The sequence below is a fragment of the Shinella sp. M27 genome (genome assembly GCF_049199905.1).
Taxonomy (GTDB): Bacteria; Pseudomonadota; Alphaproteobacteria; order Rhizobiales; family Rhizobiaceae; genus Shinella.
Genome location: NZ_JBLZPK010000011.1, coordinates 109,775 through 124,011, shown reverse-complemented (window position 1 = coordinate 124,011; position 14,237 = coordinate 109,775). Strand labels below are relative to the sequence as shown.

The following is a 14,237-nucleotide window of genomic DNA, read 5'->3' as shown; positions in this document are numbered from 1 at the left end:
GGGGTGGGTTCCGGCAGGGGAAGAAAGTTGACGACGGCCGTTGCGGGAGGACGATCGAGGCGCAGCCGGTCTCCGATCAGACATGCCACATCGAGGACGTGATGGCCGCGCCACGGTTGACCAAACCGGAAGGCTCTCGAAAACGGCGGGCCGTCATCGGCAGCACTTCTTCGCCGCCCGCGGCAACCACGTCGGCTCCAACGGGCTGCAGCTGTGTATTCGGTGTGCCCGCCGTCACCGATCGATCCCGCTGCCTTCGATATCGCTCCCCCGCGTTGGCTTTCGGTGGGCTGCCTCGCGTGCCGGCTGGAGGACACCGCCCTCCACGACACGGGATCCTCTTCTTCCACAGGCATAGGGGCACCGGCTCTATGCACTCGGCGCATCTACTGCCGTGGCAACGCCCTGCCGCGAGTCCACCTGGGCTGGAGCCGTCGGACAGATGACTGATGCCCAGCCCGCCTGCCAAGGCGGGGCGCTCACGGTCTTCCGGGTGCCCCGCCAACCACCATGAGCAAGCGCGATCATTCGCACCCATCTGGAGAAGACAGCGCGGCCGGGGCGACACTAGAGGCGGCAAAGCGCGGAACCGGACAAGTCGATCGTCACCGGCATCGGCGGAGACGGCCGAAGGCTGGCTGCGTGCCGGAGGCATAGAGCGCGGTCGCCGCAGGCGATGGCCAGAACCAAGATGCGGCAAAAGCCTGCCGGTCCCGACGATCCGCGTGGCTCCGTTGAACGACCTACGGTGCGACCTTGGCCTTCGCGCCATACAGGATGAGCTGCCTGATGTGCGCGCGGACCTCGCGTTCGGTTCCGTAAAATCGGTCTTGTCCTTCGGGATAGGCGATCATCCAGGGTTCATCGGCTCCCATCATGGTCGCTTCGAAGATGTCGCCATTACCCGCGGTGACGGATATAGCACGAGTTGGTCCTGCCGAATGTTGCTCCCGCACCAGTGAAAATGACACCAACCAGCTCGGGCCATGGGAATTTCGCAGCGCCTGCATGACGCCTGTTGTGCGCGCATTCATCCAGTCATCGCACAGACTGGCTTTCCAGTATCTCCCATGCTCCATGGCATAGGCTCTAATGGCATTGTGCTCGGCTCGGGTGAGCGGGCGCAGTGTGGTCATGGAGTTTCCTTTCAGGGGAAGGACGAGGTGGTGGGTCCGGCGCGGCCGGGTCTCGATCGCGCCGCAGAGCCGCGAAGCGGGCAAGGCGGGATCTGAAGAGATGAAGAGCATCGGAGAAATGAGCATAGCGACGGCCGCAGGCCGGGATTTCGGGAATTCTCGACGCGCCGGCGCGGGAGAAAGGGCAGCCGTAGGAGCCTCAGCGCAGCGGCTCGAAGAGGAGGCGGGACCGACTGCCCCCCGCTCCGGAGCTCCTTATCGTCAAACTTCGCACATCCTCTCGCATTCGTTGGGCAAGACGTCGAGCGATCTGCCTCGTTCAGCGCCACGCGCGAGCGATGCAAGAGCGCTTCATTGCGGATGCCGCGAACACCGTCATGTCGCGTCTGTTCAACCTCGATTACATTGGCCCATGCCTCACGATCGTGGTCGCGCATGAGCGCGCAAAGGGGAATGGCGGCGGGTCCTTCCTCCGCCGGATCGAGACCATGTGGAGAGAGGAACATCAGCGTCCCTCCACGAATTCACGGTCCAGCCAACGGCGAAGATCGCGACGCATAATACCGATGGAACCGTCGATCTCGGTAAGCCGTGCATCCCCGACAATATGGCCGCGATCACGAAACAGATCGACGAGATGACGCATGACATCGAGATAGAGATGGCCGCCGACGAGGGCGACATCCGAAAAGGGAACGCGTCCATAGCCTGTCAGCGTCGCGATATGCATTCCGGGATGTTCGCCGGAGGTCATGACACGGCGTTTGGTCTTCTGCTTCGGCCACCGCGTTCCGAGATCGCCCGCCTTCATCTCGGCCGCGATCGCCGGAGTCATGCGCGCATCGTAAAGTTCGATCGGCGTGGCTGCGGCACGGAACCCCAGGCGCGCGGACAGGAAGGCGACCTTCGCCTTCTCTCCATGTGGGTCGACCGACCGCAGGGTCTTCCAAAGGGGGCCGTCATAGCGTTCGATGGCCGGCATATAGGCCGGGCCGTCGCGCTTTGTCGCCGAGCAGGCAAGGATCAGGAGGCGATTTGCGGGATAGGGAGCCATCATGCTGCCTCCCGCTCTTCACCCGCGTCCGGCTGCAGGCCGTGAAGGTAGGCGACAGCGCGCTGCGCGTGCGCAGCGGCGGCGAAGATCGCCCGCTTGTCATCGGACAGCACCTGCAACCAAGACTGAAGGTAGGACGCATGATCCGGGCGCGGCTCCAGCTCCGGCGCGATGCCGAGATCGGCGCAGAGGAAGCAACTGCCGAGTTCGGCGATCAACTCCTCGCGGGCGCGCTCGCTGCGATCCTTGCTGTAGCGGCTGAGCTCACGGCCGACGCGATGCGCCGGCGCTGTCCAATGCGTGGCCTCATGGCTGAGCGTGGCCACATAGGAGGCCGCGTCCTTGAAGCTTTCGACGAAAGGCATCTGGATATGATCGGTCGCAGGGCTGAAGAAGGCCCGGTCGCCGCCATGGCGGATATGCGCGCCGGTGTTGCGGAAGAACCGATCGGCATGCTCGATCCGCTCGACGGGATCGGTAACAGGCGCTGCGGCTTGGTAGTAGCGGTCCGGCAAGCCGTCGATCTGCGCAACGTTGAAGACAGTATAAGCCTTCAGGAAGGGGATCTCGCGCTCGGTCTCTCCGCCATGTCGGTCAGACTCGGACTTGCTGAAGCGGCTGGCGAAGACCACGGTCGCGCCGGACTCGCCCTTGCGCACGGCAGCGCCAAGCTCCAACGCCTGCTTGAACGTCATCCACATCGGCGAGGAGAACCCCCACGCGATGCCCTCCGACCACAAGAGCAGGACGTTCATGCCGCTATAGGGGAGGCCGTTGTGCCGCAAAGGACGGGTAATCCGGCCTGCCATGTTGGACACGCGCCATGGTTGGACCCATGGGCGGACACCGTTCGAGAGATCCTCGACGATCCTGTCGGTGATGCGCGTGTAGATGTCCACGCGCTGCGCTTCCGTCTTTTTCCTCATTTTCCTTACCTCCGTTCCAGAGGTCGCGCCCATCGCGACCCCGTCACGGTGGTCCTCAAGCCGGAACCACAGGGGGAGGGCGCACGCATCGCGCCGGAACGAAGTGGAGGAGGGCGAAGCCCTTGCGCTGAATCCCGGTTCCGGCAGGACCAGAGCCGGACGGGTCGCCTGGTGCTCGTCGTTCGACATTTCCTTTTCCGATCTGGCGAAGGAACGTCAGGCATGCTATATGCATCTGACCAGCTGACTAGGTGAGACGAATGGGTAAGCAGACACAATTTTCAGGGACGAACAGGCCGGTACACCCAACGATGAACGGACGGTGGAAGCTCGAGGACGCGAAAGCGCGCTTCAGCGAAGTTGTCCGGCATGCCCGGGAGGACGGTCCCCAGCGCGTGACCGTTCGAGGTCACGATGCGGTTGTTATCATGAGCGTCGAGGAGTTCGAGCGTCTGACACCGACTGCGCCTCGCGTGCCGTTCGTCCAGTTCATGGAGGCGTTGCACCTCGACGGCCTGGATCTCGAACGCGATGCCGACCGCGGTCGGGATGTCGAACTGTGAGGGGATGGTTGCTCGATACCAATGTGGTGGCCGCGCTGATCAACCCGCAGGGCGCACCCTCGGTCAAAACATGGGCGGCAAGCCAGGAGGAAGAGACGTTTCATCTCAGCATCCTGACGCTCGCGGAATACGACAAGGGAATACATAACCTGCCGAACGACCATCCGGATCGCTCGCGCTATATCGCATCGCGGGACGCTCTCGCGGACCGGTTTGGTGATCGTGTGCTTTCCCTTCGCGACGAAGCCGTGCGGCTCTGGGGACGCATATCCGGAGAGGTCAAAAAGGACACCGGACATCCGCCGCCCGTGATCGATACGCTCTTGGCGGCGACCGCAATCGAGTACGAGCTCTATCTCGTCACGCGCAACGTGAAAGACACCCGCCACTCGGGCGCGGCCATTTTCGATCCATGGACCGATGACCCGGCCAAGTTTCCGCTGAGTCCAAGGGCCAATAGGCCCCGGTAGCAAGGAAATGGCGGGGCGGAAGCCCCGCCTGACCTCTCAACCGAGCGCGTCCATCTGCGCTTCGGCCGCTTTACGGTCGAGCGTCTGGCCGGGATTGTCGACTGGGCGATCAAAGGGCTTCCAGGATTCCCCGACGGCGTGTTCATAAGCCGCGACCGCGCCTTCGGCGGCCATCCGGAGCGAGAATGCCTGGATACCCATTTCGGCGGCGAATTCCCGCTTGCGCTGGGCGGAACTGTCGTAGCCGACAATGCCGTCGCGGTCGTCGTCGCGGGCATCGCTGGCAGCCTTGGCCGTAGCGTCGCGGGCCTCCGTCACGGCGCGTGAGTAGAACTGACCGGCGCCGTGGGCGGAACCGACGAAGGCTCCGACGATGCGCTGCAGGTGGATCTGCATCGCACGCTCGCCGAGGCCCTCGGACAGAGCATCGACGGTTTCGAGGATGAGGCGCTCGTGCGTGTCGCGCACAATGTCGCCGTTGACGACGGCGGTCCCGAAGCTTTCGGCGATCCGCATCGCCTGGACGGCATCCGGGCAGGTGAGGTGGACCATTTCGAGGGTTGCACCCTTGCGGAGCTGGACGCGGGCGGACGGGCGAGGGGTTGTTGACTTGGCCATGTTCGATTTCCTTCTCGGTTGCCTCCGAAGGCTTGCGCCGGCCCCTTGCCGGAGCGCCCTTCGGTGCGGTCGAAAAAATCCGGCGGTCAGACGGGCGCTTTCACAGGTCCGGGACGCCTGAGCGAGAAAGGTAGGCTTGCGGACAAGCGGGGGCACAGCCCCTGCGCGGGACGCGGGCCTGCCTTGCGAAGCGAGGGTGAATCGGCCGCAACGCGGCGCGCAGCGGCCTTGAAACGACCGGCCGCCGGGTTAAGACCGTGCTGAACCGAAGCGTGCTCCTGCAAGGGGTGGCTCATCGCCCGAACCGAAAGGCAATCGATGGCCGAGAGCGTCCGCACACTCACACCTTCCTACGCCGATCAGCCATGCATGGTGCAGTCCGGTCCGATCGAACCAGATACCTGATGGCGATTAGGCCGCAACGCAATTCGAGGGCAGGCGGCCCGGTCTTTTTGATAGCCGGAAGCCCTGCCTCCCGATGCCAACGCCGCAGGTAGGGGAGGGGACGTGGGCGACGGGATGGTCCGGCCAGGTTTCGCCGCAGCGGCCGCAGGAGAAAATTATGGCGATGTCCGCCCACCGGGTCGCTCGCGCAGTGCCGCGATTGCCCGATCCTGCCGGGCGAGCTTACGCGATAGAGCATCGATCTCCTGCTGCCGTTCGGCCGTGATCGCGGCAAGGTTGGCGCGGTAACGGGCGAGGAAGGCATAGGGCTCCGGCGGCGGGACCCGTCGATAGGAGCGCCGGCGTGGATGCAGGTGCGGGATGATGACCGTCATCCGGCGGATGATCTGCCGGTCGATAAGGTCGAGCTGGTGCTGTGTCTGCCGACGAGCCTCCTCCATGCGCGACAAGAGCGAGCGGCAGCCGAGAAGCGAATTCCCGCCGGGGCAATCCTGGCCCGTCTCACCGCATTTGCGGACGAGACGGCTGGAGGCGTTTTTGCACTTCCAGTGATCGAGCGTCGCGACATGGTGTTCCGGGGGACGGGGGCTTCCGTCGCACCATTCGACGACGGAAGCGACAGGTGGGAGTGAGATGATCAGGTCCGCATTCATGGCATTCTCCGGCAGGATCAAAGTGCTGAACACACCTCCGCCGCCCGGGCGCTGCCAGCGGCGGAGGTGTCGAGCGAGAAGGGGAAGTGCGGGCCTATTCAGCAGCGACCGAGTAGGCGGTGTCGTCCTCGATGACCGTTTCCTCCGTCTGGGTGTCGCCATCCGCCTGCACATTGCCGACGTCGATCACCTCCGGGGAAGCTTGGGTGGTCGAGGCCTCTTCGCCATCGCTTTCGGCCCGATCGTCCTCCGATTGTTCGTCGTCCTCCGCAGCGATGTCGCGGGCCTTGAGGATGTCGGAAAGGTCGGCCAGCTCGGGCGCGAACCTGGCAGCGGGGTGAACGAAGTGCCCCTCCTTGAAATGCTCGACAAGCGCCGCGCGGGTTTCGCGAACGCGCGAACGCGGCGAGACCGACGCTTCGCTGCAGGACGCTTCGAGTGCCTGGCGAGAAAGGCATTCGAGGAAATCGACGGTCCCCATGTTCGGGAGGAAGGCATCGGCCCCGATGGCCGCGCCAGCGACGCGGGACAGGACGCCGCTGTTCGACATGCCGCGGCGGCACGAGAGAACGTCGATGAGCGTCTTGCGCGCGGCAATCCTCAGCGTGTCCATGTCGAACACGAGTTTGCCCTCGTCGTCGAACAGCATGGCCGCGTGGGGGTTGAAGCGGGTTCCGCCGAACATCGCGCCACCGGCGCCGGAATCGACGCGGACGTTGGTGCCGGCATAGCCGAGGACGAGCAACGCCATCAGCGTGTCATCCTCGATCGGCGCGCGGCCGAGTGCCTCGTGCAGCGCGTCCGTGCGGTAGTCGCCGATCATGTCGTGACCACGCTGCGTCACGTCCGGGCGCGGCTTGGAGGCCACGACGGGCTGGTCTGTGGCGCCGTTGCCACTACCCGATGCCGTGCCGTCCTTGCCCGTCGATTTCTTTTCGTCGGGGAGCCGGTAGACAATCGACTGTACCTTGCCCTCGCGGTCGAGATACATTGCCGTGCGGTCTGATTTCAGCGCCTTGCCATGGACGCGCTCGGCCTTCTTCGGCAGCTCAGGCTGGCCGTAGCCGTTGACTTCAACGATTGCGCCGCGCCTCGGAAGGTTCGACGTCATCCACTCGTGCTGTGCGCCTAGGAAGCCTTCAACATTGGTTGTGTAGCGACTATCCTCGTTCGCCGGAGCGAAGAGGTCTTCCGACCATTCGATGCCATAGGATGCGGCAAGGTCATCGCCGAAGCTGGCATCGCGCGCATACATGCGCTTCTTGTTCAAAGCGTTGGCGATCGACCACCATTGCGCCGTGTCGCCCTTCTTCGGCTTGCTCGCCTTCCAGACCGACTCCTGGTCCTCGACGCTGGCGGCGGCGATGATGCGAAGCTGCTGCTCGCTCGGCATGTCGCCGAGCGCGATCTGCTCCAGCATACCGGGGAAGAGATTGGCAAGCAGGCGGAGCTTCTTGATCTGGCGGACGGGGAGGGCGAGCGCCAGTGCGATGGCTTCCTCGGTCCAGCCGAGCGCGACGAGACGTTCGACACCGCGCCATTGATCGACGGGATTGAGATTCTCGCGTGCGATGTTTTCGACCATGTTGCGCATCGCGCCATTGTCGTTCGCCGCCTCGATGACCAGCACCTTGATTTCGTCGAGGTTGGCGGCGATCGCCCCATCCCGGCGGCGATGGCCGTTGTCGATGATGAGACCGTTTCCACCACCGGGTTCGGCGAAGACGATCGGAGGATTGATGATGCCGACAGCCCTGATCGTGGCGACCATCAAGGCATCGGCCTGCGGCGACGATTTCGACTGACGAGCCTTGTCGGGGTTATCCTTGAGCAAACGGGGATCGACGACAGCAACACGCATGGAATATTCCTTTCCAGGATACGGACGCGGCCCTCTTGCCGGTCCTTCTCGTGTCTTCTTTTTTCCGAAGACACCTCCCGGACCGCGGGGCGGCCGGACCGGCGCAACTGCGGCCGAGCGTCCCTGCGGTGAAGGACAAGCGGGGCCAATGGCCCTGCGAAGGACGAGTTGCCGGGATGCGCAGGCAGCGGTTGAGCGAAGCGCCGGCGGGAGGACCGATCTGCGATCGGGTTCCTCATTTTCTCCCTTTCTCTTTCCCCCTATTTTCCGAGGGCCGATCCGGACGACACAGTCGCCGCAGAATCGGCGGAGTAGGGGGCGGATGGTGTTCCAGCTCTTGATTTGCCACCATTAAGGTGGCATATCCAAGCATGGAAAAGAAACGCCCGACATACGATCTCGACGCGATCAAGGCGGCATTGGGATCACTCAGGACGTTGGCGATCACGACGACGGCACTGCGTACGGCGATGGCTCTGGGGTATGACCGCACTGGCATCGTCCAAGCGGTCACCGGATTGGACCGCTCGATGTTCTACAAGTCGATGACGACCTACGCGGATCACCGGGTCTGGCAGGACTTCTATCATGCGCCAGCCGAGGACGAAGGGTTGGTCCTCTATATTAAATTCCAGGCGGACGTGGTCACCGAGTTCAGGGTCATGTCGTTCAAGGAGACATCCGATGGCAGTTAAGATGCAGGTTTTGCCAGACACGATGGTTTCCCCGGAGACGGGAGAGATCCTATCCCGGGATGTCCGCCCGTTCGTCGTCACCTACAAGGGCCGTACCAAGACGGTCGACCTTCCGGGCTATTACCCCGCGGACGGCGACGACGGCGTTCATGTCGGTGACGACATGGAGGCGTCGGACGCTGCACTGCGGGCGCTGAAGGAAGAAGTCGAGGGCATACCGTCCCCGGCAACGATCCGGCGGGTTCGCAAGAAGCTGAAGCTCTCCCAGCGCGAAGCCGGCGGGATCCTCAAGGTGGGCGAGAGCGCTTTCGACAAGTACGAGCGCGGTCTGGTCGAACCGAGCGGGCCGACGAGCCAGTTGCTTCGGCTGCTCGACCGGCATCCCGAGCTGGTCGAGGAACTGCGCCAGCCGGTATAGGCGACGATAGCGATGAGCAAAAAAAATGGGCCTGCGAAACCGCGGCCCATTGAAGTGTGAAGGTCTAAACCTCCAGAGGGGAACAGCTGACGCGGCGGCACTGGGAGGAGAAAGACCGCCATGTGCATCAACTGCGAGCATAATGCCCGTTTCTTGACCAAGTGGAAAACATTTATTGTGCAACGCAGCTATGCGGCCGCTGCGTTGCTCCGTCATGATCGTCGCCGGCGTTACGCCGCTTGCGCGACCGGCTCGGCGGTGGCGCGGGCTTCGGCGGCCAATGCCTCCTCGACCTCCTCCAGTTCTCGGCGCTTCGCGGCGAGTTCGTCGGCGAAGGCGAAAGTGCCCGTTTCGTGCGCGCGATACGAGGCGAGCCGGCGGTTGGCGTCTTCGAGATGCTGGCGCTGGCGGTAACGCTCGCCCTCGAAATCATCGAGCGCATGTTCGAGACGGGAGATCGCCCCGAGCGGCGTGACGGTGACCGGCAGATCGACCTCGTAATCCGCGCCGGTTCGCTGCAGGACGGTGCGGTAGTGGTTGCCATCCTTGCCGAAGCGCTCGCCTTCGTAGATGACGTCGAAGCCGCCGATCGAACCGAGCTGCGCCTCGCCCTCCTGCTGAAGCTGGACGAGCGTGAGGATCTCCTTCATCACGGCGCGGCCGGCGTCCTTGCGCTCATCATGCTGTTCGCCGAGGACGGTCATCGTGAATGCCTCGCCGGAGGTCGGCACCAACCGCGCGATATCCTTGCCGATCTCGGCGATCCGGCGCGTCGCGACCTCGATGTCGCGTTCGGCTTCCCGCAGCCGCCGGCGGACCGAGAACAGGTCGTCGTCATGGGCGGCGCGCAGGCGCTCGAGGCGGGCAATATCGGCTTCCAGTCCGGCCTTCTTCATCAGGCGCTCGTCGCCCGACGCGATCGCCTTGGCCATTGCGAACTGGTTAGCGGCGCCCTCACCGAGATCTTCCAGCCGGCGGATCGACGTGTCGCCGGAGAGTGCGGCGGCAATAAACCGGGCTTTGCGCTCGTTGTTCTGCCACATGCTGGCGTCGAGACTGCCTTGCGTCGCATAGGCAAAGATATCGACAATATCGTACTGGTTGCCCTGCCGGACGATGCGGCCCTCACGCTGCTCGATCTGGGACGGCAGCCACGGCACGTCGAGATGGTGAAGCGCCTTCAGGCGGAGCTGGGCGTTGACGCCGGTCCCCATCGTCTCGGAGGAGCCGATCAGGAAGCGCACCCTGCCCGCACGGACATCCCCGAACAGGCGTTGCTTCGTCTCGGACTTTTTATAGTCCTGCATATAGGCGATTTCGCTGGCGGGCACGCCGAGCCGGACCAGCTCATCGCGAATCCAGCGATAGGCGCTGAAACCGCGAGTGTGTTCAACATTGATCGTGCCGAGATCGCTGAAGATCATCTGCGCGGCGCCGGGCAGGTCATAAGGCTTGCCGTTCGGGCGCATGAACACCTGGTCCGCCGTTTCCTGCCAGATCCGGAAGGCATTCCCGACAAGCAGATTGAGTTTGTTGTCCGGCTCGTTGTCGTTCGCCGGCATGACCAAGCGCAGGTCGATCGCCGCGTGCCGACCGTCGGTGATGACCGAAAGCAGGATGTCGTCGCCCGGCTGCGCCGGCCCCTCGCGCATCTCGATCGCCTTGATGCGGCTGTCGAGGATCTGCTGATACATCTTGAACGCTGCGGTGGGTGTCGCGGTGACGATCTGCCGCCCACCGGTGGAGATGGCCGGAACGCGAACATATCCCCGGAGATCGGCGGGCATCACCACATCCGCAAACGAGCGGAACATCGAAATCAGTTCCGGGACGTTTACAAAGCTGGCGAAGCGCGAGACCGGCTTGTATTTGCCCGAAGGCTGGATTTCCAGTTCGGTAGTCGTCTCGCCGAAGGTGCTCGCCCAGGCATCAAACTCATGCAGGCCGCGTTCATGGAGAGCGTCGTAGCCGAGCAGGCGCTGGACGGAAAACATCTCGCCGAGCGTGTTGGTGATCGGCGTGCCGGAGGCGAGAACCAGCGCGCGGCCGGGGTTCTTGGTTTCGAGAAGCCGGGACTTTACAAACAAATCCCAGGCGCGCTGCGAGCCATTCGGATCGATGCCCTTCAGCGTGCTCATGTTGGTGGCGAAGGATAGCTTGCGGAATTCCTGCGCCTCATCGACGACAATCTGGTCGACGCCGATTTCCGAGATGGTGAGCAGATCGTCCTTGCGGGTCGATAGCGCTGTCAGCCGCTCCTCCAGACCCTCCTTCAGCCGTTCAAGCCGCTTGCGCGACACGCGGTCGTCGGGCTCGACCCTGGTCAGCAAATCCTCGTAGCGCTGCAACTCGTCCTGGATCATGCTCTGCTCGAAGGCGGAGGGGACGGCGATGAACCTGAAGGCCGAATGGGTGATGATGATCGCGTCCCAGGTTGCCGTCGCCGCCCGGCTGAGGAACCGCGCACGCTTGTCTTTCGTAAAGTTGCTCTCGTCGGCGACGAGAATGCGGGCGGAAGGATAGAGCGCCAGGAACTCACGGGCGGCCTGGGCAAGGCAATGACCTGGCACGACCAGCATCGCCTTAGCAATCAGGCCGAGCCGGCGCTGTTCCATGATGGCGGCCGCCATGGTCATTGTCTTGCCGGCGCCGACGGCGTGGGCGAGATAGGTCGCGCCATCGGCGATGATGCGCCAGATGCCGCGCTTCTGGTGCGCGTAGAGTTGGAACGCGGCGGAGGCGCCCGGCAGTTGGAGATGCGAGCCGTCGAACTTGCGCGGCGCAAGATTGTTGAAGCGCTCGTTATAGACGCCGGCCAGCCGGTCGGTCCGCTCCGGGTCGGTCCAGACCCAGCGCTCGAATTCCGTCTTGATCTTCTGCAGCTTCTCGCGTGCGGCTTCGGTATCGACGACGTTCAGCACCCGCCGTTCGCCGCCGACGTCCTTGATGGTGTCGAAAATCTGCGGCACGCGGCTGTTGAGCGCGTCGGCGAGCAGTTCGCCGGCGTGCCGGCGCCTGGTGCCCCATTCAGAGGTGCCAGCGGCACGATAGGCGAGCTGGCGCGCTTCGACGGTCCAGGAGCCGAGCTCCGGCATATGGCGGATCTTGATCTCGACGTCCATCGTCTGCTTGACGAAGGCGACAACATCGGCGGCCGGGATCCACGGCGCGCCGAGACGCGCGGTGATATCCGATGGACGCAAGGGCGAAGGCTGGACAGCCAACAGCGCGCGCACGTTGCGCTCAAAGGTCGGATCGAGCGCCGCGGCTGCTTCCGCGGCGGCATGCTTGGTGCGGACCGGGCCGGAGAGATAGGCGTCGGCGGTCTGCCACGCGCCGTCGGCCGGATTCTGGAACACGGTGTCACCGAGCTGGTCGACCACCTTGTCGCGGTCGCAATGCAGGAGCTCGGCGATGTGGTCGAGGTCGACGCGGCCGCGCTCGTTGAGCACGACGGCAAGCGCGTCGCCGGCATTCGTCACCACAGGCGGAGCAGGGGGCGCGATCACCCGCTGCGAGAAGATCGGACCGGGCTTGGCCGTGTCGGTGTCGAGGTCGTAGTCCTCGATGGAGGCGACCAGCCAGCAGTCGGGATCGTCCCGGAAGGGCTGGAGGTTCGGCTGCCGATGGGTCTCGCGGGTCTCGCCGGATTCCGCATCCTCGGTAATGCTGACGGTCGTGTGGTTGATCGGCCCGAAATCCCTGACAAAGCTCGACCAGGCGATGCGCAGCCGCACCTGTACATCGCGCCATGGCAGGCCGGTTTCCTGTGCTTTCAGCACCTCGCGCACGGCGTCGCGTACGGGGATCAGCTTCTGGATGGTGCGGACATGCTTTTCCGTCAGACCGTCGCCGGTACGGCCCTTGCGCACCTTGATAACGACGGGCGCACCGTCGACGATCTGCATCAGGCCTTGCCTGTTGTCGACGAAGTAGCTGCCTTCGCGAACATTGGCGTTGCCGGGCCGCAGGTCGACAATCTCGGCCAGCTCCTCCTCAAGATCGAGATCGATCTCGGTCGGCTCGCCGTCATAGATGTCTTCCGGCAGACGGTTGACGGCGGCGTCCAGCAACTCGGCAAGATCCTCGTCCACCCGGCCCCGGCAGGTATAGGTCTCGCCGAACGGACCGGAAGTGAGTGCGTGGGCGCCAAGAACCATGCCGGGATTGTCTGCGAACCAGCGATTGACGCGAATGGCGCCTTCGTCATCCGTAGCCGCGCGGACTTCCTCGACGTCGAGCCACGAAACGTCGTCTTGCGCCTCGGCGATCTTGCGCTTGCGGAAGAAGAGGATGTCGACGACGGTGTCCGTGCCGGCGTCACGGCGGAAGCTGCCCTCGGGCAGGCGGATGGCGGCGACGAGATTGGCCGATTTGGCGATATGCGTGCGCGCCGTCGCGTCTGCCTTGTCCATCGTGCCGCTGCTCGTCACGAAGGCCGCCAGCCCGCCGGGCTTCAAGAGGTCGATCGAGCGGGCGATGAAGTAGTCGTGCAGACGAAGCGCAAGCGGTCGATAATGATGGTCGGACCGAACCGTCCGGTCGGAGAAGGGCGGGTTGCCGATGGCGACGTCATAGACGACGCCGAGGTCGGTACGGGCGAAGTCGCCGTTGATGATGCGCGCCTTCGGCTGCAGCAGCCGCACGATGCGCGCCGTGACCGGATCGAGTTCGATGCCGGTGACATGGCTGGTGGCGCGATAGGCCGGCGGCATCAGCGCGGGGAACAACCCCGTGCCGATACCCGGCTCCAGCACGCGGCCGCCGCGCCAGCCGAGACGCTGCAGCCCGGCCCACATCGCCCGGACAATGAATTCCGGCGTGAAATGCGCATATTGGGTGCAGCGGGCGAGCGAGGCATAGTCGGTCTCGTTGACGGCCGTCTCAAGCGAACTGCCGAGAGCGTCCCAGCCGTCACGAAACTCCACCTCGCCTGGCCGGCGGAACATGCCGTTGGCAAGCTCCGATGCGCCGAAGCCGGTGAAGCGGATGAGCCTCCGCTGTTCCTCTGATGACGCCGGCCTATCCTGCTTTTCGATTTCGCCGGCGATCAGGATGGCCGCGACGTTCGCCTTCGCCCGTTCCTTCCAGCCGGCCGCGAGACCGCGGCCCTCTTCGTCGAGGTAGAAATTGCTGCGCGCGCCCTGTTTGCGCGGGGCCGGGCGTGCTGCGGCGATCGGCAGAGCCGGGGCAGGGGCGGGCGGCGTCGGGTCCGGATCGTCATCGTTGGCGGCGAAGGGATCTTGGCCGCTGAACGCGGACATACCGAGGCCGAGGCCCAGGCCGGACGTCAACGCGGTGTTGCCGAACATGTCGAGTGTGAAAGGATCGTTGCTCATCGAGATCTCCTTGTGAGCAGGCGTGCGCCATTGCCCGCGGGATGTGGTTCCAGCGGGTGAGGGCGCGTGCGATGGGACGAAGGGGTGATGCGGTCCGGA

11 protein-coding genes are annotated in these 14,237 nt (G+C 64.2%); 4 read left to right on the top strand and 7 right to left on the bottom strand.

Annotated features, from left to right (window positions below; translation table 11 throughout):
* Positions 1-743 precede the first annotated feature (743 nt).
* From ACOZK4_RS03830 to ACOZK4_RS03820, 3 genes are all read right to left on the bottom strand, one after another.
* Positions 744-1,136 (bottom strand): hypothetical protein, encoded by a 393-nt coding sequence (locus tag ACOZK4_RS03830; RefSeq protein WP_421590517.1) that lies wholly within the window; start codon positions 1,134-1,136, stop codon positions 744-746.
* 505 nt (positions 1,137-1,641) lie between these two features.
* Entirely contained in the window at positions 1,642-2,193 is a 552-nt protein-coding gene (locus tag ACOZK4_RS03825; RefSeq protein ID WP_313523026.1) for a hypothetical protein, read from the bottom strand.
* Positions 2,190-3,116: an ArdC family protein gene (locus ACOZK4_RS03820; RefSeq protein WP_421590659.1), complete on the bottom strand. Its 927-nt coding sequence runs from the start codon at positions 3,114-3,116 to the stop codon at positions 2,190-2,192. The genes ACOZK4_RS03825 and ACOZK4_RS03820 overlap by 4 nt, the downstream gene beginning before the upstream one ends.
* Positions 3,117-3,427: 311 nt before the next feature.
* Here ACOZK4_RS03820 and ACOZK4_RS03815 point away from each other — a divergent pair, with 311 nt between their 5' ends.
* The gene (locus tag ACOZK4_RS03815) at positions 3,428-3,679 is read left to right on the top strand and encodes a type II toxin-antitoxin system Phd/YefM family antitoxin (RefSeq protein ID WP_313523152.1); all 252 of its coding nucleotides are present in this window, start codon (positions 3,428-3,430) and stop codon (positions 3,677-3,679) included.
* A complete protein-coding gene (locus ACOZK4_RS03810) occupies positions 3,676-4,149 on the top strand; it encodes a type II toxin-antitoxin system VapC family toxin (RefSeq protein ID WP_313523025.1) in 474 nt (157 codons plus the stop codon). Before ACOZK4_RS03815 ends, ACOZK4_RS03810 begins: the two co-directional genes overlap by 4 nt.
* Before the next feature lie 36 nt (positions 4,150-4,185).
* On the opposite strand, the gene ACOZK4_RS03805 is transcribed toward ACOZK4_RS03810, so the two are convergent.
* From ACOZK4_RS03805 to ACOZK4_RS03795, 3 genes are all read right to left on the bottom strand, one after another.
* Entirely contained in the window at positions 4,186-4,767 is a 582-nt protein-coding gene (locus tag ACOZK4_RS03805; RefSeq protein WP_313523023.1) for a hypothetical protein, read from the bottom strand.
* A 560-nt stretch (positions 4,768-5,327) separates the two neighbouring features.
* Entirely contained in the window at positions 5,328-5,825 is a 498-nt protein-coding gene (locus ACOZK4_RS03800) for a hypothetical protein (protein WP_313523021.1), read from the bottom strand.
* 94 nt (positions 5,826-5,919) lie between these two features.
* Positions 5,920-7,686: a ParB N-terminal domain-containing protein gene (locus tag ACOZK4_RS03795; protein ID WP_421590514.1), complete on the bottom strand. Its 1,767-nt coding sequence runs from the start codon at positions 7,684-7,686 to the stop codon at positions 5,920-5,922.
* Between the two features lie 371 nt (positions 7,687-8,057).
* Between ACOZK4_RS03795 and ACOZK4_RS03790 the strand changes: the two genes are divergently transcribed.
* Complete coding sequence (locus ACOZK4_RS03790) at positions 8,058-8,381, top strand: type II toxin-antitoxin system MqsR family toxin (protein ID WP_313523017.1); 324 nt, start codon at positions 8,058-8,060, stop codon at positions 8,379-8,381.
* Positions 8,371-8,799, top strand: a complete 429-nt coding sequence (locus tag ACOZK4_RS03785) for a type II toxin-antitoxin system MqsA family antitoxin (RefSeq protein ID WP_313523015.1) — start codon at positions 8,371-8,373, stop codon at positions 8,797-8,799. The genes ACOZK4_RS03790 and ACOZK4_RS03785 overlap by 11 nt, the downstream gene beginning before the upstream one ends.
* Positions 8,800-9,029: 230 nt before the next feature.
* Here ACOZK4_RS03785 and ACOZK4_RS03780 read toward each other — a convergent pair whose 3' ends face one another.
* On the bottom strand, positions 9,030-14,138 hold the full coding sequence (locus tag ACOZK4_RS03780) for an N-6 DNA methylase (RefSeq protein ID WP_421590511.1): 5,109 nt from the start codon (positions 14,136-14,138) through the stop codon (positions 9,030-9,032).
* Positions 14,139-14,237: the final 99 nt, after the last annotated feature.

Excerpts from the sequence above, each read along its gene's own strand:
- ACOZK4_RS03830 (WP_421590517.1), bottom strand. The coding sequence starts at position 1,136 with ATGACCACACTGCGCCCGCTCACCCGAGCCGAGCACAATGCCATTAGA.
- ACOZK4_RS03825 (WP_313523026.1), bottom strand. The coding sequence starts at position 2,193 with ATGATGGCTCCCTATCCCGCAAATCGCCTCCTGATCCTTGCCTGCTCG.
- ACOZK4_RS03820 (WP_421590659.1), bottom strand. The coding sequence starts at position 3,116 with ATGAGGAAAAAGACGGAAGCGCAGCGCGTGGACATCTACACGCGCATC.
- ACOZK4_RS03815 (WP_313523152.1), top strand. The coding sequence starts at position 3,428 with ATGAACGGACGGTGGAAGCTCGAGGACGCGAAAGCGCGCTTCAGCGAA.
- ACOZK4_RS03805 (WP_313523023.1), bottom strand. The coding sequence starts at position 4,767 with ATGGCCAAGTCAACAACCCCTCGCCCGTCCGCCCGCGTCCAGCTCCGC.
- ACOZK4_RS03800 (WP_313523021.1), bottom strand. The coding sequence starts at position 5,825 with ATGAATGCGGACCTGATCATCTCACTCCCACCTGTCGCTTCCGTCGTC.
- ACOZK4_RS03795 (WP_421590514.1), bottom strand. The coding sequence starts at position 7,686 with ATGCGTGTTGCTGTCGTCGATCCCCGTTTGCTCAAGGATAACCCCGAC.
- ACOZK4_RS03790 (WP_313523017.1), top strand. The coding sequence starts at position 8,058 with ATGGAAAAGAAACGCCCGACATACGATCTCGACGCGATCAAGGCGGCA.
- ACOZK4_RS03785 (WP_313523015.1), top strand. The coding sequence starts at position 8,371 with ATGGCAGTTAAGATGCAGGTTTTGCCAGACACGATGGTTTCCCCGGAG.
- ACOZK4_RS03780 (WP_421590511.1), bottom strand. The coding sequence starts at position 14,138 with ATGAGCAACGATCCTTTCACACTCGACATGTTCGGCAACACCGCGTTG.